This is a genomic window from Phycisphaeraceae bacterium (genome assembly GCA_019454185.1).
In the GTDB taxonomy this organism is placed as follows: domain Bacteria; phylum Planctomycetota; class Phycisphaerae; order Phycisphaerales; family UBA1924; genus JAHBWV01.
Genome location: CP075368.1, coordinates 2,254,355 through 2,278,992, shown reverse-complemented (window position 1 = coordinate 2,278,992; position 24,638 = coordinate 2,254,355). Strand labels below are relative to the sequence as shown.

The following is a 24,638-nucleotide window of genomic DNA, read 5'->3' as shown; positions in this document are numbered from 1 at the left end:
CGCGTGGAGCGCCGGTTGAGTGGCTCCCGGGTGTCCGGGTGTCGAGGCAGAGTCGGCAGAGGGCCGACCGGAGGTTGGAAGGGCCGATGCTGACGTTCGCAGTCTTTGAGGGCGATGCGCCGGCCAGTACGTGGGCGCTGAAGCACGTCTGCCTCTTCCTGGCGGGCGATGTTCCCTGCAATGGTGACATTCGATTCGAGGATGGGCGGATTGTCGCGGAGCGGCAGACGCCGGAGTCGTGCGGGCTGATGATCCAGTTCCCGGTGGAGTTGCCTGGGGAATCGGGGCCTCGCCCCTTGGGGATGCTCACGCTTGAGACGTGCCTGCTCAGGCCGCGGAAGGATCCGTATCTGCTCTCGTTGGAGCTTGCGCGCCGGCAGATCATGCAGTTTCTGAACCGGCTTGAAGACTGGGGGATGTTCGACCTTGCGTCGACCGATCCGATCCTGCAGCAGTTTGAGGCGGCACGTCGGAGGTTCACGGCCGCGCTTGTGGCGCAGAAGCATGACGATCCATCCGACCGGACGAAGGTGACGATGTCTGCCGAGGCGGACCGGCTTTCTCGAGAGGCCCTGGGGCTCGCGGTGGATGCTTCGGAGCGTCTGGCGCTCGCGCACGCCGAACGCGAGTTGCCCAAACGAGTGACGGGTGAGCGTTACGCGCAGGCGGTCGACGTCTACAAGGCCGTACATCAGGAGACGCCCCCCGCGAGCGCGTCGATCCTGATGCCGGGTACGCTGGGTGTGACGCTGCCGACGAGGCCGATGCTGGGCGTGGCGGTGGACCCCTCGCAGTTCTCGGAGTCGCTCCAGAAGACGACGCAGGCGGTTGCGGACTTTATGGTCATGCCGATGCGGTGGATCGACATGGAGCCGGAGGAGGGGGAGTACGCGTTCGCAGCGACCGATCGATGGATCGAGTGGGCGATCCGCGCGGCGAAGATGCCGGTCGTCGGCGGGCCGCTCATCGATTTCCGCCCCGGGATCGTGCCCGAGTGGCTGTACATCTGGGAGAATGACTACGAGACGCTGCGCGACCTCGTGGCCGAGCATGTCAGGCAGATCGTGACTCGGTATCGTCGCACTGTGACGCGGTGGACTGTCGTCTCCGGTTTGCACATCAACCGCCACTTCCCCATGACGCTCGAGCAGATGCTCGAACTCACGCGGATCTGTGTGCTTGTGACGCGGAAGCTGCATCCCGCGGCGAAGGTCGTTGTCGAGATCAATCAGCCCTTCGGGGAGTATCTCGCGTACAGCCGCAGGGCGGTGCCGCCGCTGGCGTATATCGAGTTGCTGAACCAGGCGGGCGTGGCGATCGACGGCGTTGGTCTTCGCGTGCAGGTGGGGCAGCCGGGCGTGGGCGGTTCCGCCCGGGACCTGATGGCATTGGCGCTGATGCTCGATCGTTATGCGATGCTCGAGAGGCCCGTGTTCGTGACGGCGACGGGCGCGCCGAGCCAGCCGCTGACGGACGAGTCACGGGAGGAGCAGTTCCGCGATGCGGGGTGGTGGAGGGCGCCGTGGTCCCCGACAACTCAGGCGGACTTTGCCAGGAAGTTCGCGACGATCGCGCTGTCGCGCCCGTTTGTGCACAGTGTGGCGTGGCAGGATCTGGCCGACGGGACGCGGAAGGCCCGCGAGATGCCTTACGGTGGGTTGGTGAACTCTGCGGGTGAGCCAAAGCCCGCGGCTCGGGCTCTGATGGAGACTCGGCGGTCGCTCCGCGATGGCAGAGTGGCGCCGGGTTCTATGTCGTTTGACTGAGGATGAGACGAGATGGAATCGGCCCAACGCTCGGAACAGACCGGGTGCTGGACAACCGGGGCGGCCCGGATCTTCGGCGCATCGGTGCTGCTCTTTCTGGTTGGATTTGCATCGTGGCAGGCCTGGCGCCAGAGCCGCGGCACCTCGGCGTGGGCCGGTGTTGGGCAGGCGGTCTCTGTGCTCGAATCTGATGGTGTTGGGGAGCGGATCGCGCGGGGTGCTGCCTCGGGACCGATCGTCGACGGGCGTCTTGACTTGAATCGAGCCGACCTCGCCCAACTGGAGTTGTTGCCGGGCGTTGGACTCGCGACTGCGGCTCGGATCGTCGCATACCGAGAGCAGATCGGCGGATTCCGCACGGTCGATGAGCTCTCGGGCGTGCGTGGGATCGGGCCTCGGACGATGGAGCGGCTGCGCGAGCGGGTGGTGGTCACACCGGGACCCACGGACCAACGTCCGCCGGGCGACTGATCATCTCGAACCTCGACACGTCACCCCCCTCCGAGCGGGCCGATACGATGCAGCAAGCTTGCAAGGTTGACCACGGGCGCACGTTGCGTCCGCGGGGCGAATCCATGCGCGGAGCGGTCGTGGCCGAACGGACACTCATCGAGGCGTTTGCGTCTCTCGACTCGGTTCGGGGGTTGGCGCACGCGCTCGGCGGCGGGCGGCGTTCGGTGGCGATCGGCAGCGCGGGGTCATCGACCGCGTATGTTGCGGGCGCGATCGCGGGGCTGCTCTCACGCCCGGTTGTGCTTGTGGTGGCGCATGCCGACGACGCCGATGAAGCGGCGGACGAGCTGGCGGAGGCCGGTGTTGAGGCGATGCGGCTTGTGCCGCTCCAGGCCCTGCCCGGTGAGTCGGGCGCGGCGATCGACCTGCTCGCGGATCGGCTGAGCGTGGTGCGCGAGATCGTGAATGCTCCTGCGTTCGGCGAGCGTGGGTGCGTTGTTGTGTGCCCGATCCAGGGCCTGATGCAGGCGGTGCCGACACCCGAGTCTCTGCCCGGTCTTATCCGTCAGGTGTCGCGGGGGGATCGTGTCGGACCTCACGCGCTTGCGAACTGGCTCGAGGGCGCGGGGTACTCGCGCGTCGACGCGATCGAGGAGCCGGGTGATTACGCGGTCAGGGGCGGGATTGTTGACGTCTTCGTGCCCGCGCTCGGCGCACGCGGGAGTGGCATTGGGGGTGGGGGGAGCGCGACAGGGGGGGGCGTCAGGTTCGATTTCTTCGGAGATGAGTTGGAGCGGATTACAGAGGTCGATCTGGAGACCATGGGCTCGGATCGGTCGATCGAGTCGGTCGAGCTTGTGTGTGCGTCGATGGATGCGCTCCGGTCCGACGAGGGGACTATGCAGTTCCTCGATCTGCTCCCCGAGCGGTGTGTCGCGATCATCGCTGAGACGCTGGAGGTGGTCGAGCAGGGGCGTGGGTACTTCGAGCGCGTGACGGATTCCAAGGGCATCTTCGGGCCGCCCGCCGTGTTGAAATCGCTGGAGCGCCGGTTCGCGGTCGCGGAAGTGAACCAGTTCTCGGCCGGCGCGGCCTCTGCGGACGCGCGGGTCGAGCTGCCGATCTCGCCACTCCAGACCTTGGCGCGCGAGGTCGATCAGGGGCTGGCGGAACTGGCGGGCATGTCGCGGGATGGAACGCGCGTGCTCGTCGCGTGTCAGAACGAGGGAGAGCTGTCGCGACTCGGAGAGTTGATCGAGCAGCACGCACCCGGAGCGGCGATACGGCCTCATTCCGGATACGTCCATCGCGGATTTGTCGTAGATGATCCGGGCGTTCGTCTGGCTGTGGTTCCTTACCACGAGCTGCTCCATCGGTTCGGCGTGAGGCGAGGGTCCGGCGGGCGAGTGCGCTCGACGCGCGCGATGGACACGTTCCTGGATTTCGCGCCCGGCGACTTCGTGGTGCATGCCGAGCACGGCATCGCCCGCTACGCGGGATTGAAATTGATGAAGCCCCGGGCACTGCCGGGGCGGGATGTCTTTCAGCCGACAGAGCACGAGGAGTATCTGACGCTGGAGTTCGCCGGCTCGGCGAAGCTGCACGTGCCGGCGACGCAGATCGATCTGGTGCAGCGATACATCGGCGGGTTCGGCGGGAAGCCGAAGCTCTCGACGCTCGGAGGCAGCCGCTGGAAGGCCCAGAAGGAGCGGGTTGCGGAGTCCGTGAAGGACCTGGCGGCGGAGTTGCTGCGTGTGCGTGCGGCACGGGAGCACATGCCGGGCATCGCGTATCCGGCGGACACGCAGTGGCAGCATGAGTTCGAGGAGGAGTTCCCGTACGAGGAGACGGAGGATCAGTTGGCCGCGCTGGCGGGGATCAAACGCGACATGCAGTCCGAGCGTCCGATGGATCGTCTTGTGTGCGGCGACGTGGGATTTGGGAAGACCGAGCTGGCGATCCGCGCGGCGTTCAAGGCGTGTGAGTTCGGCAAGCAGGTGGCGATCCTCGTGCCGACGACGGTGTTGGCCGAGCAGCACGAGCGGACGTTCAAGTCGAGGTTCGCGGGGTATCCCTTCCGCGTGGAGTCGTTGTCGCGGTTCAAGACCGATGCTGAGCAGAAGATAACGCTTGATGCGCTGCGGAAGGGGCAGGTCGATGTCATCATCGGCACGCATCGGCTGCTCTCCAAGGACGTTGCGTTCTCGGATCTGGGGCTGGTTGTTGTCGATGAGGAGCAGCGGTTCGGCGTGGAGCACAAGGAGGGGCTGCTGCGTCTGCGCCTGACGGCCGATGTGCTTTCGCTCTCGGCAACACCGATCCCGCGAACGCTGCACATGGCGATGCTCGGGATCCGTGATATCTCCAGTCTGACGACGCCCCCGGCGGATCGAAGGGCGATCGTGACCGAGGTCATTCCGTACAACGAGCGTCGTATCACGCAGGCGATCGCGAGGGAACTGGGGCGTGAGGGCCAGGTCTACATCGTGCACAATCGGGTGCACAACATCCGGTCGGTCGCGGACGACATCCGGCGGCTGGTGCCTGAGGCGAGGATCGTGGTGGGGCACGGGCAGATGCAGCCCCACGAGCTGGAAGAGGTGATGCTCACCTTCATGCGCCGCGAGGCGGACATCCTGGTGAGCACGACGATCATCGAGTCGGGCATCGATATCCCGACCGCAAACACGATGGTCATCCTCGATGCGGATCGCTTCGGGCTCGCGGATCTTCACCAGTTGCGAGGGCGCGTCGGCCGGTACAAGCACAGGGCGTACTGCTATCTGATGCTGCCGGTCGATCGTCCGGTGAAGGAAAAGGCCCAGAAGCGGCTTCGGGCGATCGAGCAGTACTCGATGCTCGGGGCCGGGTTCAAGATCGCGATGCGGGACCTCGAGATCCGCGGCGCGGGCAACCTGCTGGGGCCGGAGCAGTCGGGCCACATCGCGGCGGTGGGGTATGACACATACTGCCGCCTGCTGGACGAGGCCGTGAAGCGTCTCAAGAACGAGAAGGTGCCGGAGCCGGTGAGTGCGACCTCGATCGAGATCGGCATCGCTGGTGTGATCCCCAAGCCGTATGTGCCCTCCGACCAGAGGCGGCTTGAGATCTATCGACGCGTTGCGACCGTCGCGACACACGCGGAACTCACCAAGGTGCGGGGCGATCTGGTCACGGCATATGGCGAGCCGCCCAGGGCTGTCGAGCGGCTTCTCGATCTTGCATCGCTGCGCCTCGCCCTCGCTGGGCTTGGCGTGCGCACGCTCACGATCAGGGATAAGGATGTGATCTTCAGGACGCCGGAGCCGGGCACGCTCGCGCTACGTCTCCAAGGGATTCAAGGGACTGTGACGCCCCTGCCCCCGAAGTCCACCGATTCGCTCGCCGAGGTGTATTACCGGCCGCCACCCGCGTATATGGAGCCGGAGACGCTGCTTGCCGTGCTTCGTAAGCGCTTGTGTCCGGCACCGGCCGGAGAGACCACGCAGGCAGCGAGTGATGATGCTGCGGCGGGGCTGCCTGCGAAGCCGCCCGTCAAGGTGAAGGGGTTTGCGGCGGTTTCCAAGCCCAAGGCACCTGTGCGGGGCTCGCTCAGGAAGCCGAAGTAGACGAGCCCGCCCCGATCGGCGTGTGTACGACCGCAGGGATCACTTCTGAGCCCCATCGCTTGGGTTGACGCCGCGGGCCATCGGCGTGGTCGCGGACGAGCAATGCCCGGCATTCGGCCTCGGCTTTCGGGTGCGAGGCGTTCTCCTTTGAGATCCGCATCTTGACGGTCGTGAAACCCGCGGCAGCGACGCAGTCCTTCAGCCGCTGCTCGCTGAAGGGGTTTGGGTGCATCTCGTCGCGATACTCCATGAGATCGACAAGCAGCCAGACGAGGCCGCCGGGGCGCAGCAATCGGTGCAGCTCGCGGAGCACGGCGTCGGGGTCGTCCACGTGGTCGAGGCAGTTCTCGATGACGACGAGGTCGCAGCAGGCGTCCGCCAGGGGCACGTGCTCACCCGTCGCGGGGATCATGACGACGTGGGCGCACTCTGTGGGCACCAGCCCCTCGGCTTGGTAGCCGTTTGCGAGGGGATCGACGGCCGCGGCCCATTTCCAGCGATTCCGCCCGAGGAAGGGGTAGGGTCCGGAGCCGATCTCGACCGCCCGCGTGGACTGGCACCACGAGGCGTAGGCGTCGGGGGTCATGTCGAGCCACGAGGCGAGCTCGTCGTTGCGATCCTGCTGCCAGCCGCCGTAGACGTGGGGGAATGTGCCTGTCCAACTGGGGAACTGCTCGGGATCGCGTGCGATGCGAACCCAGAAGCGGAGCTCTTCGAGGTACTTTCGGCTCAGCGAGGGCGAGGGAGAGCCGTCGGGCAGCTCGGCCCGGCCGGAAAGGCCCCCCTTCCAGATCGCCGGGCCGGTGGGGAGCGATGGTGGGGGAGGCCCATGCTCGACGCTCAGGTCCTTCCGCAGGTCGTTGAGTGCCGCGGTCTGTCGCTCGATCGCTTCGGTGGTCGCCGCGAGTGCGGGACGCGAGAGTCGAACGATGATGTTCCTGATGAGCTGCTTCATGGTGCGGAGGCGAGGCCGTCTGGGAGCCCTTCGGGGTGGAGAGTGCACCAGAATGATAGATCGTGGCGATGAATCTCTATGAACCTTCGGTAAAGTCTGGGGACCGTGCCGTCGGTGCCTGGCGATGGGAGTGATCTTTGCGCTACCATCACGATTCGGGCTTGATCCTGGCGCGTGCGGGGTCAGGCACTTTGCATCGGAGCGTCGCATGAAGTTTGAAGCCAGTCTTCCCGAGCCGGGCGGCCACAACCCGCGAACGGATTTCGACAGCCAGATCGAGCGGATCCGTCGGCGACTGGTCCGAGAGGCGGTCGTTGCTGTCGGGATGCTCGAACGGGCCATCGACGCGCTCTGGACGCTCGACCGCGAGGAGGCCGCGATTGTCCGATCGAAGGACACGCGCGTCGATCGTGAGGAAGTGGCGATCGAGTCGGACTGCTATCGGCTGCTGACGATGCAGCACCCGGTGGCGAAGGACTTCCGCATGATCGCGTTTGTGCTCAAGGTGAACCAGGACATCGAGCGGGTCGCGGACCATGCCAGTTCGATCGCCAAGAGCATCCTGGCCTTCCGTGGCGATAGTCCGCCTCGCTGGCCGACGGCGCTTGAGGAGCTGGCCCATCGCGTGCCGGCCCAGTGCCATGTGCTGCTCAGGGCGGTTGTGGACGAGGACACCGACAAGGCGAAGGAGATCGTTGCCGGGGACAAGATCCTCGACGAGATCCACAGGCGGCTCTTCGATGAGATCGTCGAGACGATGGACGGCTCCTCGGACTCGTCGGCGAACGGGCTTCTGGTCTATCGGATCGGTCGTGAACTCGAGCGTGTGGGCGACCTGATGGCCGCGATCGCCGAGGATGTTGTGTATCTGAGAACGGGCCAGATCATTCGCCACGCGAAGCGTCTGAAGCCAGCGGGGCCGACGCCGTGACGTCACCTTGAGGGGACGCCACCCTGCGGGTCGGGGTGCTTCGTTGGATCGGCAGGACGGTACGTTGTGAGATGGTTGTGAATCGACGCGGCGAATGACTGCGGCGTGCATTGCCGCGCCTGCGGAGTGTCCGTGCGGCACGTGCGCATACTCCGGTGGGTGTGGAATGGAAAAAATGACAACACCCGGACACGAGTGCCCGGGTGTTGCGTGTGCGTGTCAGTCGGTCGATCTTGTTCGCACGTCACCGTGCGGATATTCGCCAGAGGCGAACGAGAGTGTGCTGACTTGTCCTGCTGAAGATTGCTCTTCGATCCCGCCGCTCTTTGAGCGAGGGGCAAGGCAGGTCCAAGGAAATCCCTTAGAAAGGAGGTGATCCAGCCGCAGGTTCTCCTACGGCTACCTTGTTACGACTTCGTCCCAGTCACCAGTCTTGCCGTAGACACCACTGAAATATGGCGGCTTCGGGCACTCCCGGCTCCCATGACGTGACGGGCGGTGTGTACAAGGCTCAGGAACTCATTCACCGGAGCGTAGCTGATCTCCGATTACTAGCGATTCCGACTTCATGCAGGCGAGTTGCAGCCTGCAATCCGAACTGGGGCGCGCTTTTTGCGATTTGCTCCGCCTTGCGGCCTTGCTTCGCTCTGTACGCGCCATTGTAGCACGTTTGCATCCCTGGATGTAAGGGCCATGAGGACTTGACGTCATCCCCACCTTCCTCCGGTTTGACACCGGCAGTCTCGCTAGAGTGCTCGGCATTACCCGTGAGCAACTAACGACAGGGGTTGCGCTCGTTAGAGGACTTAACCCGACACTTCACAGCACGAGCTGACGACAGCCATGCAGCACCTGTGCATGTTCCACCCAGAGGGTGTGGCTCCTGTTTCCAGGAGTTAATCCATGCATGTCAAACCCAGGTAAGGTTCTTCGCGTTGCCTCGAATTAAGCAACATGCTCCACCGCTTGTGTGAGCCCCCGTCAATTCATTTGAGTTTTAGCCTTGCGACCGTACTCCCCAGGCGGCACACTTAATGTTTTTACGTCGACCAGAGGCGCGTCAGAGCGACTCCGATCTAGTGTGCATCGTTTACGGCGTGGACTACCAGGGTATCTAATCCTGTTTGCTCCCCACGCTTTCGTGCCTGAGCGTCAGAACAGGCCCAGTCGACTGCCTTCGCCATTGGCGTTCCCATGGATATCTACGCATTTCACCGCTCCACCCATGGTTCCATCGACCCCTACCTGTCTCAAGATCGGTAGTATGCCCTGCTGTTCCCCGGTTGAGCCGAGGGATTTCACAAAGCACTATCCGATCCGCCTGCGCACCCTTTAAGCCCAGTGATTCCGATTAACGCTCGGGGCCTCTGTATTACCGCGACTGCTGGCACAGAGTTAGTCGCCCCTTCCTCTGGAAGCGATCAGTGTTTCTGCTTCCTGACAGCGGTTTACACGGCGAAGCCGCTTCATCCCGCACGCGGCATTGCTCCGTCAGGCTTTCGCCCATTGCGGAAGATTCGTTACTGCAGCCTCCCGTAGGAGTCCGGGCAGTGTCTCAGTCCCGATGTCGCAGGTCGTGCTCTCACACCTGCTACCCGTCTTCGGCTTGGTGAGCCGTTACCTCACCAACTACCTGATAGGACGATCGCCGCTCCCAAGGCGCCTTGCGGCTTTCCTCCGTAGATCACATGGAGTATTACGCACAGTTTCCCATGCCTATCCTCCACCTCGGGGTACGTTCGATCGTATTACTGACCCTTTCGCCACTCACCATTGCTGGTTCGTGCGACTTGCATGTTTTAGCCATGCCGCCAGCGTTCAATCTGAGCCATGATCAAACTCTTCACTTGAATGCCATTGAACTCACCCGAGGGCGAGTTGACTTCAGTAGAAGCTGATCCGAAACAACCATCACTTGCGTGATGGCCGGTCTTGAAATGGTCCGAAGACCATTCCAACGTCAACGCGGCAAACGTCAACGATTTCTTGCAGACATTCCTTTGCTAGCTTTATTAGGGCTATCGCACGAGAATGTCATGCGTCGAAGGGCTGTGAGGACCTTCGACAGCAAGGATCCGGCGTCGTGTTGGCCTGCCAGGCCTACCCGCGTGCATGGGTATACGACGCCGCACATTCTCGCGATCGACCGACTGTTCACTTGTCAAGGATGTCGGAACTAGCCGTTTGACCGGATTCGTCCCGTGCCGGCTCTCAGCGAATCGGCGAGGGGGATAGTAGGGCATACTCCGATGTGGTCAAGCGTCCAAGGCGCTTTTCAAACGCAATCTTTGACGGAATTCTCAAGGTGCCGCACGCGATGACGACGTCCGATCAGAGACCGCCAGCGACATCCCCCAGAGATCAGGGCGACGACGGCCACCCAGTGTATTCCGGGACAGAGACTTACGGATCGTGCGGCAGGCTGAGACCAGTGTGGCCCCCGATGTCCGCACGTCGTCCATGACCACGAGCACCTGCGGCAGATCGCCACGCAATCCCCGTTTCCGAACTCGAAAGACACCCCTGACGTTCCCCGCACGCTCGCTCGGCACCACTGCAAGCTGCGTTGGACCGTGTGCTCTGGCCAGCAGGCGGACGCATGTGGCTCCAGACACAGCCGCGGCACCCAGTGCGATCGCCCGTGTATGGTCGATCCCGCGTTCAAGGTACCGGAGCCGACTCATAGGTATTGGAACGATCCACACAGCGTTTGGATCCAGTTTGGATTCGTCCATCGCTTGTCGCAACTGCTCCCCGAGCAGACGCCCAGCAGCCACACCGAGCGATCGGAACCGGTTGAATTTGATGTCTCTGGCGATCTCGCCAAGCACGCCGTGGTAGGTGCCGAGTCGCACGAATCGCTGCCATGGAAGGCGTGCATCTTGGCATTCCGAGCAGCTTTCAGTTGTGGCGGTGTTCGGCCCTCGGCTTGCGCCGCAGCGGCTGCATGCCGCGGAGAGTGGCTCGGGACTCCACCCCGCGTCGCGCAGGCGGACTGACAGTGGGGGAGAGGAGAATCCGAGCCACGTTCGCTCGATCTCAAGGAGCGCGGTGCCGATGCGGTTACGGGCATTGGGCGGGTCGGCGGCCATGTTCCGGCTCAGGTTCGATAGGGTGCGAGCGCGGTTCGGACCAGATCTGCTCGCGCGCCACGTCTGTGCTCTTGGTCCATCGGGCGGCCGGTGGCTCGTTGCAGATGGCCGGGTTGTACGAGGAGGAGCAGGGCATGGGCGATGCGTTCCGGGACGCCTTCGACGAGGCCGAGCACGATGCCGAGTCGGAGCGTGCTGAGCAGGTCCATGGCTTCTTCGGCGGCGAGAAGGCGGGCGTGGGTGAGGATGCCCAGAGCCCTATGGACCCGATCTCGGAGTACGGGCCCGCCCCGCGTGACGAGCATTCGCCGGCTGGCGCGTTCGTACTCGATCACCTGCGGGATGATCTCGTTCTGCAGTTCGTGCAAGAGCATCTGTTCAGACTTTCCGAGCGTTGTCTGATTCGAGATCTGGTACAGGTCGCCGACGGCGTTTGATCCCTCTCCGTAGAAGCCGCGGACGGCGAGCGACATCGCGGCGGCGGCGCGTTTGACTTTCTCGAGCTCGTTTCTCAGCCGGAGTCCCGGAAGATGGAGCATGACGGAGAAGCGGATTCCCGTGCCGACATTGGTGGGGCAGGCGGTCAGGTATCCGAACCGGCGATCGAAGGCGTAATCGAGTGATCGCTCCAACGCATCGTCGATCTCGTTCGCGAGTGTCAGCGCCTCGGTGAGAGACAATCCGCATCGGAGCGATTGGATCCGAAGGTGGTCCTCTTCGTTGACCATGATGGCCAGTTGCTCGGATTGCTGGGCGATGGCGACGCCGCGCGGCTCTTCGATGCCCCCCTGCCCGCTGTTGAGCTTGCCACGTGCGTGCTGCTTTGAGATGAGGTGTCTTTCGACGAGGATGGTGCGTTGTTCAGTTGAGGCGGTGTGGAGGTCGACCCAGACGATTCGTTCCTGGGTGGGGATCTCGACGATTCTGCGTCGGCAGACGTCGAGGATCTGGCGTCGATCGGCGCGGCTTGCCTTGGGCATGAAGGGGAACCCGGCAAGGTTTCGCGCTAGTCGCACCCGCGACGAAAGCACTACATCGCACGCCTGTCCGGTGGCACGCAGCCACTCGGTGTTGGCCTCGTGGAACGGGATCTCGCCCCCTCGCCCCGCGCTCATGGCTTCTGCTCCCGGCTGGCGGGCCGTGAGTCTGTGGCCTTGGCGATCTCATCGCGGATCATCGCGGCACGCTCGTACTGCTCGGCGTGGACGGCCTCTTCCAACTGTTGCCGGAGGAGCCCGAGCCGGGCGGCACGCTCGACGGCGTCGCCCAGCAAAGACTCGCCCGCCGATGTGCCCGAAGTGGATTGGAGCAGTCGCAGGGGCACTTTGCCGACATGGTGGGTGCCCCCTTCGTGGGCTCGCTCCAGCAGCGGAGTGAGTTGGGTCTCGAATCGTCGATAGCACGCGGGGCAGCCGAGCAGACCGGTGTGGCGGAACTCAGAGATGGAAGTGCCGCACGCCTCGCAGGTCGGGCCCTGGACGACCGTGACCTTCGCGACGACCGGCGTTGCGGGCGTGCCGACATCCATGCCCGCCTGACGTGCGCAGACTTCACACAGGTGTCGCTCCACCTTACGACCTGCTTTGATCACGACCTCGTGGATCGTGGCTTCGCGCTCGCCACACTGACACAGCATGGAACGGCCCTCGCTCGGTTCAGTCTAGCGCGCGTGAACGGGCCGCAATGAGAAGCGGGCCGACGCTCGCGTCGGCCCGCACAGATGGTTCATGAGGATGAAGACTCGCACTCAGGCGTGCGTGCCCTGCTTCTGCTGGCGGGTGTAGCCGTACTTGCGCTTGAGCGCCTTGACGACAAGCCCGGTGCGGATGGCCTTGGCGGACACGGTGATCCGCTGGCGACGACCATCGACGATGGCGTCAACGGCCTGAAGATTCGGACGGAACTTGCGGCGTGTGATGCCGGTCGGCTTGAGACCGAAGCCGCCCTTCTTGATGGCCTGACCGCGCCAGGCGCGCTTCATTCCGAAGGAGACTTTCTTACCGGTAAAGTGGCATTTGGCGGGCATGGGATCACCTCTTACGTAGGGCCAAGACGATAGGCCGATGCTCTGCGTGCGGCAATCCAGAGGCGTGAAGCGCCCGATGCGATGCCGCGAAAGGGTTCCGGTCGGGTGGGCTCACTCGTCGCTCACGGCGTCCGGACGCAGGGTCAGGATGTCGCGGAGCTGGTCGGTGGAGAGCTCGGTGAGCCAGCGCTCGCCGGAGCCGATGATGTTCGAGGCGAGTTCGGTCTTCTGTTCGATCATCTCGTCGATGCGGTCTTCGAGGGTGCCGGCGACAACGAACTTGTGAACGTGGACGGTCCTGGTCTGTCCGATGCGATACGCGCGGTCGGTCGCCTGGTTCTCGACTGCGGGGTTCCACCAGCGGTCGAAGTGGAAGACGTGGGTCGCGGCTGTGAGGTTGAGGCCGACGCCGCCCGCTTTGAGGGACAGGATGAGGATCGGATGCTGACCGTCGGCACGCTGGAAGGTGTCGATGATGCGTTGACGCTCGGTCTGGGGTGTGCCGCCGTGCAGGAAGAGGACGGGCCTGTTGATCTCGTGCTGGATCATCAATTGCAGGAGATGGCCCATCTGGCGGAACTGCGTGAAGATGAGGGACTGGTCTCCCTCTGCGAGGATCTCGTCGAGCATTTCGAGCAGACGCGTGGTCTTGCCGGATCGGGCCGGGTCCGCGGGGCGGACTCCTTCTGTGTCCTTGAGCAACTGTGAGGGGTGGTTGCAGATCTGCTTGAGCTTGATGAGTGCCGCGAGGACCAGCCCTCTGCGCTGCATCCCTTCGGCGCGATCGACCTCGCCGAGGACACGCTTGACGCAGGCGTCGTACAGCTGCGCCTGCTCTGCGGTGAGGTGGCTGTACTCCTTGGTCTCCAGCTTGGGGGGGAGGTCGGCGACGACGGTCGGATCGGTCTTAAGCCGGCGGAGCACGAAGGGCTGGACGAGCCGCCGGAGCTGGTCGGTCCGGACGCGGTCGCGGTAGCGTTCGACTGGTACGGCGAACCTTCTTCGGAATGAGGGGGCGGAGCCGAGCAGCCCGGGGTTCAGGAAGTCCATGATCGACCACAACTCGCTGAGGCGGTTCTCGACCGGGGTGCCTGTGAGGGCAGTGCGGCGATCGGCGATCATCGCACGGACGGCTTGCGCCTGCTTCGCGACCGGGTTCTTGATGCACTGGGCCTCGTCGAGAACGATTCGGCCCCAGTGGACGCGTTCGAGCGTCCCGAGATCCCTGTGGATCAGGGCGTAGGTTGTGATGACGAGATCGGACTGCTCAACCGCGAGCAGGAAGTCTTCGCCGGTCTTTCGCTCGACGCCGTGATGGATGAGCACGCGGAGCTCGGGCGCGAAACGCTTGCTCTCGCGCATCCAGTTGCTGACAACGGACATCGGGACGACCAGGAGTGTCGGACCGGGCTTTGCTCCGTTCAAGCGTTCATGCAGGAGCAGGGCGAGCATCTGGATCGTCTTGCCGAGTCCCATGTCATCGGCGAGGCACATGCCGAATCCGAATCGCTCGAGGAACGACATCCACGCGAGGCCTCGGGCCTGATAGGGCCGCAGGGTGCCTCGGAACGAGGGTGGGGCTTCGATCGTCGGCACCTGCTCGGTGGCTCCGCCGAGCGCGGATTTGATCCAGCCGTCGAGTTCCATGCCGACAACAGGGACACCGGTCTCTCCCGGATCTGTGCCGTACGCGACGCGGAGCGCCTCGGCGACGGTCATGGTGCCGGAGGTGTTCTCTTTGATGAACTTCATCGCGGCCTGCACGTCTTCGGGCCGGACCTCGACCCATCGCCCGTTGACGCGGATGAGGGGGCTCTTGCGAGCCGCGAGCTGCTCGAACTCTTCGATCGAGAGTGTGGTGTCGCCGAGCGCGATCTCCCACTTGTAGTTGACGAGTGCGGCCATGCCGAGGCGTGGCGAGTTGGGCGTGACTGCGCCCGAAGCGTCGCCGGACTCGACCGATTCGGGCGTGGAGACCTTGAGTCTGGCGCCGATGCGCGCGCTCGGAGAATCCCACCAGTCGGGCACGATCGAGCCGAAGCCCTGCTCACGGAGGACGGGCTGGATCTCACGCAGGTATTGGTACGCCTGGCGCGTGGAGAGTGACATCTCCGCGGGCTCGGAGTCGTCGAGGGCCTTCTCAAGCCGGTCGTAGATGCGGGACGCACGCCCGAGTTCGGCCAGCAGAAGCTCTTGCGGAGACTCGAGTCTCAGCCCCTCAATCGAGACACTCTCGCTCGAGAGCATCCAGATGTCCTCTGCATCGACCATGATGTCGGGACGATCAACGGACTGGAGGTGGAATGAGAGTGTCCAGGCCAGGTCGTCGGGCGGAGCCGCGAGGTCCGCGAGCTTCGCGCTCGTGCTCGGCTCGTTGAGTCGAAGGCAGAGGCGCCACGCGGCGGACATGCCCCGCTCGTCGAGTCGTCCGATCCAGGTCCGCACGCGCCGGACCATCTCCTGACGCTGGGCCGGCGTGCCGGGGACATCTCGCTGGGTGCTGAGCAGGCCCCGGAGCCAGCCGACGTGCGGGTCCACCGCATCGCGTCCCTCGATCGTGTCGGACATCGTCTCTCGGATCAGCGCGTTGCGTGCCCCGGAGTCGACAACCGCAACGACGAACGACTCGAGCGTCTTCCACGGATCGTGGATGAGGGCGTCAACACCCGCCCTGGCGATCGGCGGCATGGCGCGGAGCACGGACTCGCAGCGCACGACAGTTGCCTCATCGGCCATCCAGGGGAGCCAGAGCGCGGTCAGGTCGCCCTGCGCGTTCTGGGCGAGCATCGGAACCACGCGCTGCTGGGCGAGCAGGTGCCTCGCAAGACGATCGGCGAGCAGCCAGAACTCGACACTGCGCCCGGGGAAGATGGGCCTGGAGAGCCCCATGGCGTTCACGCCCGTCGACGCGCTCTCGCCCGCGTCGAGAAGTCCTTCGAGTGCGAGGCGGACGGAGCCGGGTGCGATCGAGAGGCACGAGGCGTGGAACTCACCGAGTCCTTCCGGCTCGTGCTCCGGGGATGCGATCTCGTGCGCGAAGCGAGGGCTCGGCACCGGGAGTGAGTCGGTGCCCGGAACAAGGGGCAGTCGCAATCTGAGCGTGCCGGGCGTCGGCTCGATCGCCGCGCGCTGGAGGATCGGTCCCAGGGCTGCATGGAGGTCCTGCACGCTTGCGCAGAACGGGTGCTCAGCGATTTCGCCGGTGGTTTCGCGAGTGGCCACTGGCCAGCGAGAGACGTCCTCGGCCCACAAGCGGATCTCACCATCGCAGAAGGTCGCATGCAGGACCAGCATCGGCACCATCCATTGCTCCGATCGGCAGGGCCGACGATCCGCACGCGAGACGGGCATCGCTGCCGCCGTCCGGACCGTGCCTGTTGAATGGGAGCGCAGGGACTCGAACCCTGGACCTACGGCTTAAAAGGCCGCTGCTCTACCGACTGAGCTACACTCCCGCGCTTCGCGCAGAGCGAAGTTTAGGTGGCCACCCGCCGCTCTGTCCCGCCGACATTCTCAGGCGATGAACCGACCCGGCGAGGAGCATTCGATTCCCCTCCGCGACGGGATTCGCCGTCAAAGAGCGAGAGCAGCAACGAGGCGTGTCTCGCGCTCGAACCCTGGTTGGATCGGATCGCGATTCTCCCCAGATTCGCGAGTGCGGTCCGTGCTTCGGTGTCCGTCAGCAGGCGTTGCAGGGTCTGGCCGAGCGATTCACGCGACGCGCGGACGAGCCCCCCCGCCGATTCCAGTTCATGGACGACCCGTGCGAAGTCGCTGACTGCCGGGCCGATGACTGTCGCCTTGCCGAGCGCGACGGGCTCGATCGGATCGGAGCCGTGCAGGTCGCCGAAGGAGCGCCCCACCACCACAACATCCGCCAGGGAGTAGGCCATACGCAGCTCGCCGATCGAGTCGAGCAGGAAGCGATCGGCCCCGGGCCTTGCACGCTTGTCGGAGCGTCGCACGCATCCGGGCATGGCTCGGGCCGCTTCGTCAAATCGCTCGGTCCGGCGCGGCGCGCACAGGAGCTGCGCGCCAGGGGGGCACACACTGTGGAGCAGAGACTCCTCGTCGGGTCCCGTGCTTCCCGCGACGATCAGTGGACGAGCGCGGTCGATGCCCATCTCCGCAGCGAGCGTGTCCGCGCCGGCGACGGAGTCCTCGATCCGCGCCGAATCCCACTTCATCGATCCGGTGATCAGGCATCGCCCGGGATGGACGCCCATAGCCTCGAATCTCAGGGCGTAGTCGGTGTCTTGGACAGCCGCGAAGTCGAGCGTTGAAAACGAACGCCCGATGAACCGCTTGATCTTTCGGTATCCCTTGAACGAACGCTCGGAGAGGCGTCCGTTGATGACGCCGATCGGGATTCCCCTTGTGCGGCACGCACCGACGAAGTTCGGCCAGAGCTCGAGTTCGACGAGCGCGACTGCATCGGGCCTCGTCGCATCCAGGAAACGTCGGACCGCCCAGCTCGCGTCAAGGGGGTAGCGCCTGACATCGCACGTCGACGAATAGAGCGCGGTCGCCCGCTTCAGCCCGGTGTCGGTCGATGCGGTGATGAGGACGTCGCAGTGTGGCGTCAGGAGCGGCACAAGATGGCGAAGGGCGTTCACCTCGCCGACCGAGACCGCGTGGAGCATCAGTCGCTTGCGGGCGCCGTCTCGGAGCGGCTCGATCTTCCCGAATCGCTCAGGCCAGCCGCCCCGCGCCTTTCTCGCCCACCACGGCGCGGTGATGGCGGCCACGATGAGATAGATCGGATCGAGAAGATTGGGCATCGGAGTCCACTGTCGGACGTTGAATCGGAGTCTGCCTGGCCACCGAGGAGAATGGGCGGGCAGGGACTCGAACCCTGGACCCTTCGCGTGTAAGGCGAATGCTCTGGCCAACTGAGCTACCCGCCCCATTATCCGATTGCGTTACAGTATCTACTCTCTGGGCGGCGTGCGGGCCGTCGCCACGCGGTTTGCCAAGATCCTGAAGCACGATCCGGAAGGATGGAGCGGCGCATGCACCCCCCGAGCCCTCACCCCGTGCCCGTTCCGAGCGTCGGCTCTGGTCCAGCAAGCACGACGATTGAGTTGCTCCGTGAGACCATGTCGGATGCCGACTTCACTCACGACGTGGTGGCTGCGCGACTCGACATCCCGAGCATCGTAGCGATCGGGACGAAGTCGCTGGAAGAGCTCATGGCTCGCACCGCGAGCGGTTCGAGCATCGACACGCTGACTCGGCTCTTCTGTATGAACGCTCCGTTCTCGGCTGGTGCCCTCGATGCGATCCTGGGCTCTGAGCTTTGTGCCGGTCTTCGGGCGATGGGGATGGTACGGACCGGCCCGAGCGGCGAGCGATCGACGGTGTGTATCAACCCGGTTCGTGGGCTCTGGATCGCGAGCGACATCCCTCGGGCGGGCGAGACCCGCGCGTCGGACTTCGTGATGGGGATCGGCTCGAGCACGCTGACGCTCGAATCGCTCACGGTCAGGCGATCGGTGGGGCGAGTGCTCGATCTCGGGACCGGGTGCGGTTTCCACGCCCTGCTCGCACGTTCGCACGCGCCATTCGTCGTCGGAACCGACATCAACGAGCGTGCGATCGCGATGGCCCGCCTGAACGCCGCGCTCAATGCACAGCCCGACATCGAGTGGCGTATCGGGAGCTTCTTTGAGCCGGTCGCGGGTGAGTCGTTCGATCTCATCGTGAGCAACCCGCCGTTTGTGATCTCTCCTGAGCAGGACCATGTTTATCGCAGCGCGGGGATGCCCGGCGATGGCGTCACGGAGCACGTCGTCAGGGGTGCCGCCGGGTTCCTCGCCCGAGGAGGCATCGCCCAGTTTCTCTGCAACTGGGCCCACATGCGGGGCATCGACTGGCGAGAGCGGCTCGCTACGTGGGTCGAAGGGAGCGGGTGCGACATGCTGGTGCTCCGATCCGAGACGCTCGATGCCTCGGACTACGCGGAGTACTGGGTGGGTCACACGAGAGAGGAATCGACTGAGCCGGTCGCGGCAAGAGCCGCGCGATGGCGTTCCTCTTACGAGCAGCAGGGGATCGAGGCAGCGAGCATCGGCATGATCCTCCTCCATCGGCCGAGCGATCGTGATCAGACGTGGACATCGTTCGACGATGCCCCTCGCAAGATGCTCGGGGGTGCGGGGCATGATGTGCTCCGTCGGATCGATGCCGAAACGTGGCTGGCGCGTGTTCGCAACGAGGAACTGCTCGATGCGCGTCTGCGTGTTGCTACCGCCGTGAGAATCGACCACACGCTCCGACCCGACGAGCGGGACTGGGCCATGGAACAGGCGTCGGCCCGTCTTATACAGGGCATGGCGTACGAGACAACGATCGACGAGGCGGGCGCGAGGATTCTGATGCGGTCTGACGGCTCGACGACGCTGCGTTCGATCGTGGCGGAGATCGCCTCGGGGCTTGGACGTCCGCTCTCAGAGGTCGCGCCGGTCGCAGTGGGAATCGTGCGGGCCATGATCCGGCGCGGATACCTCGAACGATCGACGGACAACAAGGCGTGAGCGCGGCTCGCGTATCCGTGATGCTCACGGGCGTACCCTAGCGTACCCATGCAACGAGTATGCACTGTTCGAGATGTTCGGATCGGGCACGGAGAGTCTCTTGCGATCATCGCGGGGCCGTGTGTCCTTGAGTCCCTTGAGATGGGAATGGCCATCGCGGAATTGCTCTCCAACGCGTGCGAAGAGGTGGGGCTTCCCTACATCTTCAAGGCGTCGTTCGACAAGGCGAATCGTTCGAACGTCAACTCGCCTCGCGGGCCAGGGCTGTCCAAGGGACTTGAGTGGCTCGCGAAGATCGCGGCAGATGCCGACGTCCCCGTCACGACGGATATCCACCTCCCCGAGCACGCAGAGCCCGCGGCGATGGCGGTCGACCTCATCCAGATTCCGGCGTTTCTCTGCCGCCAGACGGATCTGATCGCCGCTGCGGGCGAGGCGGCGGCTCGTCACGGGCGAGGTGTCAACGTCAAGAAGGGGCAGTTCCTCTCTCCAGCGGAGATGCGAGGCCCGGTCAAAAAGCTCGCGGAGAGCGGCTGCGACAACGTCATGCTGACCGATCGCGGCACCTTCTTCGGCTATCACCGGCTCGTCAACGACTTCATCGGATTGGGCGACATGATGCGGCTTGACACGCCGGGGGGGTCGCCGCCCGTCTGCTTCGATTGCACGCACTCAACCCAGCTTCCTGGACTCGGCGAGCAATCCGGAGGAAGGCGTGAGCACTCGCCGATGCTCGCGCGGGCCGCGGTCGCGGCGGGCGTCGACGCGTTGTTCATCGAGTGCCACCCGGAACCGTCGCGATCGCTGAGCGATGCTGCGACAGTGCTCTCGCTGTCAGAGATTCCGGAGTTGCTCGCCGGCGTTGCTCGAATCCGCGATGCGTTGACCGTGGGTGAATGAGGTCTCTCGACATGGAATCGCCAAACAGAAACACCGGACGAAGCCGAAGGGCTCAATCCGGTGCTGGATGGTGTTTCAATTGTCAAACCGTGAGCGACCGAGTCGGCTAATCGACGTGCGGAATCAGTTGGCTGAGGCCTTCAGATAAGCAGGCCGAGGCGTGGATTCGTCGAGCGGATTGACGTGGACCGTGCGTCCGCGGAACGTGACCGTGCCCAGGCCGACGGAGTACAGGGTGTCGTCCGATCCCTTGCGAACAAGGAAACCGGGCTTGATCGGCGTGCCACGTTGACGCACGATGATGGCGCCGGGCTTCGCGATCTCACCGCCGTACAACTTCACGCCCAGGTACTGGGGGTTCGAGTCGCGGCCGTTCTTGGTCGAGCCCTGGCCCTTTTTGTGCGCCATGGCGGAACTCCTGGTAAAGCAATCACTCGGAAATGAGCCGCCGGCCTCGACCGGCGGATAACACGTCCCGGCACGATCTGCCGGGCCGAAACGTTAGGCACCGCATCTCCCGTCGTCTAGATAGCCGCCTCCCGGCATCCCCGGGCGAGGAGGGCCACCGCTCAGCGCATGATCCACTCGTCGCTCTGGAGTTGGATCGCGATGCTCGGGTCGAGGACCAGGTTCCCGGGGGTGGCGAAACGGAACGCACGGACCTTCCGGAGCGTCTTCCTGACCCGCTCGCCCGTTGCCGGATCGTTCACCATCACGGGCTTGCTCTCGCCGCTGAAACCCGCGGCGTAGACGGTCAGCCGGTCGGTCAGGAGATCGGGGAGAGGCCAGATCACCACCCCGTCCTTCGCGTTCTCCGGGCCCTGCTGCAGTGTGCCGAGGATGCCGATCTGGTCCTCGATGAACTCGTTGTTGAGCAAGGCGAGGACGTGTGCTGTGACCGTGGCCGGGACGTTCTGTCCGGAGCGGAGCACAAGACCCTCGTCCGTCGCGAGATCGAACGCGGGGACGAACGGGAGATCCTGCCCCGTGTTGTTGGTGACCCGGTAGGTCATGAACGCGTACGCTCGGGGATCCCCAGGGGTCGCGGCCACAGAGACCAGACGGAGCGAGCCGGGTCGAAGATCGAGCTGCCACCGGGTCGGAATCGGGTCCGGCTCGGGTGCGAAGCCCACCAGAGCCGCGAGCGTGGTGGCGAGCAGGATCGTGCAAAGGACGCGGAAAGCGTGATTCATCATCGGCGACGCTCCAGGGCTGAGGGCGGTTAGTCTAGTGTACGACGGCGGAGCGTCAATCGGATCCTGCAAGTCCGCCGAGAACAGGTTCGGAGAGCTGCGTGGCGAGTGAGAGTCAGAGTCCACACCCGACGTTTCGTGGTCCGGAGCGGTTGGAAGGGCACCATCGGGTCGATGGGGCCGCACGCCTCGCCGGTGTTCCCCCTCGGGAGCGGGCCGGGGATCGTCGAACGCTCGACGCGTTCAGCCGACTCGGCATCCCGCTTGATCTGATGTGGGGAACATACGACACGCCCGGACACGGCCGCGTCCGGGTGCGGCACGCGTGTCTGATTGTCCCCGGTTCCGGGCGTACAGCGATGGTCTTTCTGAGCACTCCCGAGGAGTCCGGCATCTTGGGAGACCACGACGGCCAGGTGCGTGAGCTCGGGGCCTGTGTCAAGATCGCATGCGACACGGTTGCTGGCGAGCAGGGCCAGCGAATCCAACTGATCCAGGCATTGCCGTTCCCCGACGACGACTGGGCGATTGAGGCGTGCCGCATGTCGGGGTTTACGCTGCTCGGCGAGCTGCTCTATCTCGGTGCAGATGTTGATGATCGCGCCGAGCCGCACGCGATCGAGCCGAGCCCGGGCATCGAGTTCCGATCGATCAGCGATGCCCCCGGCTCGTGGGAGAGCGAGCGCGAGCTCCTCATCGAACTGCTCGACAGGACCTACGAGCAGACGCTTGACTGCCCCGAACTCTGCGGCATGCGTGAGACATCGGATGTGCTCGAGTCGCATCGCCTTGCCGGAGAGTTCGATCCCTCCCTCTGGTTCATCGCGATGGAGCGAGGCAGGGCCGTAGCGTGCGGGCTCTACTCGCTCGCGAAGGGGAAGGACAGCATGGAGTTGATCTATCTCGGAGTCGCTCAGGAAGCCAGAAACCGCGGGCTCGGGCGTGCCCTCATGCAAATGGGATTCAGCGCGGCCAGAAAGCGCAGAATCAAGGAGCTGACCTGCGCGGTTGACGTACGAAACGAGCCGGCGCTCGCGCTGTATGCGCGGTTCGGGATGCGTGAGACAGGCAGGCGCGTCGCGCTCGTCCGATCAACGCGATCGCAGCACGCACCGGCCTCGATGGGAAGTTGAGTGTTGGCGAGAACTTGAGCGCATGTGTGAAGGTTTTGCACAGGTTGTGTAAAGCCGGAGTGCTCGGGAGTGGACAACTTTTTCGATTCGCGCAAGTCACGCCGCGTGAAGCGCGAACGCGAGTCCGAGCGATTTCGACGTGCGATGATGCCTTGCTGACGAGCGTGATTCGCACTATCTTTCGCCCCGCCGGTCACGGACTCGATCGGCATCCACACCGCATGTGAGGCGGGCAGTTACGGCTCACCGGCAAGCCAATGGGCAAGCCGGGCGCGGTCTCTCTCGCAACGCACGGGGTGGAGGTTCTCGGGGGCATGGATCGCCGCGGTGCGTCGAGGGTCCCGGATGCATGTCGGATCGTCCGCGAGGATACGCGGCGACCGGTGTCTGCCGGATTCATGCGTGGCCTGATCAGGGGCGTGTTCGCGCTCAGGGATGAGGTGTGAGAGTGGAGACTGCTCACGCTGCCGGCACGGAGAGAGACAGGGCAGGAACGCGCCGTGGTGCGGCGCGAGACGGCGTTGCCACCGTTGAGCGGATCCTCGGTCGCATGGGACGCGATCACGGCGAGCGCGACATCGGACGCTACTTCGCCGATCAGACGCGGATCGTTGCCGACGACGCGGGCGTTGAGGTCACGGTCCCGACCGAGTTTGCAGCGGGCTATCTCGACAAGCGATTCGGCAGTTCGCTCCGCGAGGCGGTGCGAGAGACCCTGGGCGACGAGACGGCCGGCGGCGTTCGCTTCAGAGTTGATCAGAGCGTCTTCTCCGGCTCTTCGGACGCCTCGCTGCCGAGCGTTGCCGGATCGGTGCCCGGTCGCCGTCAGGCGGAGTCCGAGTCCGGTTCGAGCCACGCAGCAGCTCCGACCAGGCAGGTCACGACGCGTCGCGAATCCCCTCGTGGCGAGGATCGACGCGACGGCTATCGCTTCGAGACGTTCCTGGTCTCTGAGAGCAATCGAGTGGCTCACGGCGCTGCCTCGCACCTCGTCGAATCGACGGAGAGACGCCACGCACCGCTCTTCCTGCACGGACCGTGCGGGGTGGGCAAGACCCATCTTCTGCACGGCGTCTCTCACCAGTTCCGGCGTCTGAATCCCGGTGCAAAGGTCTGCCTCACGACCGGAGAGGCATTCACACAGTCTTTCATCTCTGCGTTGCGAGGCGGCACCATCGACCAGTTCCGGCGTGCCCACCGGGGTCTGCATCTGCTCTGCATCGACGATGTGCATCTCATCGCCGGAAAGAGCGCGACGCAGACAGAGTTGCTGCACACATTCGACACGCTCAATCTCGAGGGCGCGAGGATCATCCTCGCCTCGGACTGCCACCCAAGGCAGACCGCGTCGCTCGGGCAGGCGCTGGCGTCGAGGTTCATGGCCGGCGCGGTGATCCGGATCGATCCGCCGGACGCCGAACTCTGTGCACGGCTCGTCACCCTGCACGCGTCCAGGCGCGGATTGGCGATCGAGCCCGCAGCATCCGAGGCCATCGCGTCCCGCATCGCAGCAACGCCCGGAAGATCGGCCAGAGACATTGAGGGTGTCATGGCCCACATCGAGGCGGTGTGGCGCACCATGCCGGAGATCCGATCCCCGATCGGAGGCGTCGGGATGCTCATAGTCGATCGCGCTCTCGGTGCGGGAGGGGTCGGTCCCAGGTTCGCATCACGCCGCGCCGTCACGCCGGATCGTGTCGTCGGCGCGGTGTGCGATCTGCTCGACGTGACGGCTTCGCAGATGGCCTCGAAGGGGAGGCACCCGCGAGTCGTCTTCGCCAGGGCGGTCGCGGCGTATCTCTCGCGAGAACTCACGACCGCGAGCTATCCGGAGATCGCTCGAGCCATCGGCCGCCCGACCCATTCGACGATCGTGGCAGCGGACAAAAAACTCCGGTCGCGGCTCGATGCGCCGCATGGTCTGTCGCTCAGAGACGATCTCGGCGGGCTCTCTGTTCGAGCCGTCTGCGCACGCGTGGCCGACGACCTGGTCCGTTCAGGCGCAGCATCCCAACCGAAGCGTGCCTGATCGGCAGAGGGTCGCT

16 protein-coding genes, 2 tRNA genes and 1 rRNA gene are annotated in these 24,638 nt (G+C 64.7%); 8 read left to right on the top strand and 11 right to left on the bottom strand.

Annotation, left to right across the window (positions count from 1 at the left end; translation table 11 throughout):
• Positions 1-86 precede the first annotated feature (86 nt).
• From KF838_09760 to mfd, 3 genes are all read left to right on the top strand, one after another.
• Entirely contained in the window at positions 87-1,766 is a 1,680-nt protein-coding gene (locus tag KF838_09760) for an endo-1,4-beta-xylanase (GenBank protein QYK47067.1), read from the top strand.
• Between the two features lie 12 nt (positions 1,767-1,778).
• A complete protein-coding gene (locus tag KF838_09755; protein QYK47066.1) occupies positions 1,779-2,237 on the top strand; it encodes a helix-hairpin-helix domain-containing protein in 459 nt (152 codons plus the stop codon).
• 119 nt (positions 2,238-2,356) lie between these two features.
• Positions 2,357-5,827 (top strand): transcription-repair coupling factor, encoded by a 3,471-nt coding sequence (mfd, locus tag KF838_09750; GenBank protein QYK47065.1) that lies wholly within the window; start codon positions 2,357-2,359, stop codon positions 5,825-5,827.
• On the opposite strand, the gene KF838_09745 is transcribed toward mfd, so the two are convergent.
• Positions 5,811-6,782: a methyltransferase domain-containing protein gene (locus KF838_09745; GenBank protein QYK47064.1), complete on the bottom strand. Its 972-nt coding sequence runs from the start codon at positions 6,780-6,782 to the stop codon at positions 5,811-5,813. The genes mfd and KF838_09745 overlap by 17 nt on opposite strands.
• Positions 6,783-6,990: 208 nt before the next feature.
• Here KF838_09745 and phoU point away from each other — a divergent pair, with 208 nt between their 5' ends.
• Positions 6,991-7,713 carry a phosphate signaling complex protein PhoU gene (gene phoU, locus KF838_09740; protein ID QYK47063.1) on the top strand — a complete coding sequence of 241 codons (723 nt, stop codon included), beginning with the start codon at positions 6,991-6,993 and terminating at the stop codon, positions 7,711-7,713.
• A 365-nt stretch (positions 7,714-8,078) separates the two neighbouring features.
• On the opposite strand, the gene KF838_09735 is transcribed toward phoU, so the two are convergent.
• The 8 genes from KF838_09735 to KF838_09700 form a co-directional block, all read right to left on the bottom strand.
• Positions 8,079-9,563 (bottom strand): 16S ribosomal RNA (locus KF838_09735).
• Positions 9,564-10,813: 1,250 nt separating this feature from the next.
• Complete coding sequence (locus tag KF838_09730) at positions 10,814-11,920, bottom strand: protein arginine kinase (GenBank protein QYK47062.1); 1,107 nt, start codon at positions 11,918-11,920, stop codon at positions 10,814-10,816.
• Positions 11,917-12,441, bottom strand: a complete 525-nt coding sequence (locus KF838_09725; GenBank protein QYK47061.1) for a UvrB/UvrC motif-containing protein — start codon at positions 12,439-12,441, stop codon at positions 11,917-11,919. Before KF838_09725 ends, KF838_09730 begins: the two co-directional genes overlap by 4 nt.
• Positions 12,442-12,552: 111 nt before the next feature.
• A complete protein-coding gene (rpmB, locus tag KF838_09720) occupies positions 12,553-12,831 on the bottom strand; it encodes a 50S ribosomal protein L28 (GenBank protein QYK47060.1) in 279 nt (92 codons plus the stop codon).
• 111 nt (positions 12,832-12,942) lie between these two features.
• On the bottom strand, positions 12,943-16,125 hold the full coding sequence (locus KF838_09715; GenBank protein QYK47059.1) for a DEAD/DEAH box helicase: 3,183 nt from the start codon (positions 16,123-16,125) through the stop codon (positions 12,943-12,945).
• 88 nt (positions 16,126-16,213) lie between these two features.
• Positions 16,214-16,286, bottom strand: a tRNA-Lys gene (locus KF838_09710).
• Between the two features lie 21 nt (positions 16,287-16,307).
• Entirely contained in the window at positions 16,308-17,612 is a 1,305-nt protein-coding gene (locus KF838_09705; protein ID QYK47058.1) for a hypothetical protein, read from the bottom strand.
• Between the two features lie 52 nt (positions 17,613-17,664).
• Positions 17,665-17,738 (bottom strand) — tRNA-Val (locus KF838_09700).
• Positions 17,739-17,843: 105 nt separating this feature from the next.
• Between KF838_09700 and KF838_09695 the strand changes: the two genes are divergently transcribed.
• Both KF838_09695 and kdsA read left to right on the top strand, forming a co-directional pair.
• Positions 17,844-19,367 carry a methyltransferase gene (locus tag KF838_09695; protein QYK47057.1) on the top strand — a complete coding sequence of 508 codons (1,524 nt, stop codon included), beginning with the start codon at positions 17,844-17,846 and terminating at the stop codon, positions 19,365-19,367.
• Positions 19,368-19,415: 48 nt separating this feature from the next.
• Positions 19,416-20,267, top strand: a complete 852-nt coding sequence (gene kdsA / locus KF838_09690; GenBank protein ID QYK47056.1) for a 3-deoxy-8-phosphooctulonate synthase — start codon at positions 19,416-19,418, stop codon at positions 20,265-20,267.
• 123 nt (positions 20,268-20,390) lie between these two features.
• Here the strand turns inward: kdsA and KF838_09685 are convergent, their stop codons facing one another.
• Both KF838_09685 and KF838_09680 read right to left on the bottom strand, forming a co-directional pair.
• On the bottom strand, positions 20,391-20,675 hold the full coding sequence (locus KF838_09685) for a 50S ribosomal protein L27 (protein QYK47055.1): 285 nt from the start codon (positions 20,673-20,675) through the stop codon (positions 20,391-20,393).
• A 161-nt stretch (positions 20,676-20,836) separates the two neighbouring features.
• Complete coding sequence (locus tag KF838_09680; protein QYK47054.1) at positions 20,837-21,463, bottom strand: hypothetical protein; 627 nt, start codon at positions 21,461-21,463, stop codon at positions 20,837-20,839.
• 98 nt (positions 21,464-21,561) lie between these two features.
• Here KF838_09680 and KF838_09675 point away from each other — a divergent pair, with 98 nt between their 5' ends.
• Together KF838_09675 and KF838_09670 are read left to right on the top strand one after the other, a co-directional pair.
• A complete protein-coding gene (locus tag KF838_09675; protein QYK47053.1) occupies positions 21,562-22,593 on the top strand; it encodes a GNAT family N-acetyltransferase in 1,032 nt (343 codons plus the stop codon).
• Between the two features lie 550 nt (positions 22,594-23,143).
• Positions 23,144-24,622 (top strand): AAA family ATPase, encoded by a 1,479-nt coding sequence (locus KF838_09670; GenBank protein QYK47052.1) that lies wholly within the window; start codon positions 23,144-23,146, stop codon positions 24,620-24,622.
• Positions 24,623-24,638: the final 16 nt, after the last annotated feature.

Bases quoted from the DNA above. Each gene is read 5' to 3' on its own strand.
- KF838_09755 (QYK47066.1), top strand. From the start codon at position 1,779: ATGGAATCGGCCCAACGCTCGGAACAGACCGGGTGCTGGACAACCGGG.
- KF838_09685 (QYK47055.1), bottom strand. From the start codon at position 20,675: ATGGCGCACAAAAAGGGCCAGGGCTCGACCAAGAACGGCCGCGACTCG.
- KF838_09695 (QYK47057.1), top strand. From the start codon at position 17,844: ATGCACCCCCCGAGCCCTCACCCCGTGCCCGTTCCGAGCGTCGGCTCT.
- kdsA (QYK47056.1), top strand. From the start codon at position 19,416: ATGCAACGAGTATGCACTGTTCGAGATGTTCGGATCGGGCACGGAGAG.
- KF838_09670 (QYK47052.1), top strand. From the start codon at position 23,144: ATGGGACGCGATCACGGCGAGCGCGACATCGGACGCTACTTCGCCGAT.
- rpmB (QYK47060.1), bottom strand. From the start codon at position 12,831: ATGCCCGCCAAATGCCACTTTACCGGTAAGAAAGTCTCCTTCGGAATG.
- KF838_09680 (QYK47054.1), bottom strand. From the start codon at position 21,463: ATGATGAATCACGCTTTCCGCGTCCTTTGCACGATCCTGCTCGCCACC.
- KF838_09730 (QYK47062.1), bottom strand. From the start codon at position 11,920: ATGAGCGCGGGGCGAGGGGGCGAGATCCCGTTCCACGAGGCCAACACC.
- KF838_09715 (QYK47059.1), bottom strand. From the start codon at position 16,125: ATGCTGGTCCTGCATGCGACCTTCTGCGATGGTGAGATCCGCTTGTGG.
- KF838_09725 (QYK47061.1), bottom strand. From the start codon at position 12,441: ATGCTGTGTCAGTGTGGCGAGCGCGAAGCCACGATCCACGAGGTCGTG.
- KF838_09745 (QYK47064.1), bottom strand. From the start codon at position 6,782: ATGAAGCAGCTCATCAGGAACATCATCGTTCGACTCTCGCGTCCCGCA.
- KF838_09760 (QYK47067.1), top strand. From the start codon at position 87: ATGCTGACGTTCGCAGTCTTTGAGGGCGATGCGCCGGCCAGTACGTGG.
- phoU (QYK47063.1), top strand. From the start codon at position 6,991: ATGAAGTTTGAAGCCAGTCTTCCCGAGCCGGGCGGCCACAACCCGCGA.
- KF838_09705 (QYK47058.1), bottom strand. From the start codon at position 17,612: ATGCCCAATCTTCTCGATCCGATCTATCTCATCGTGGCCGCCATCACC.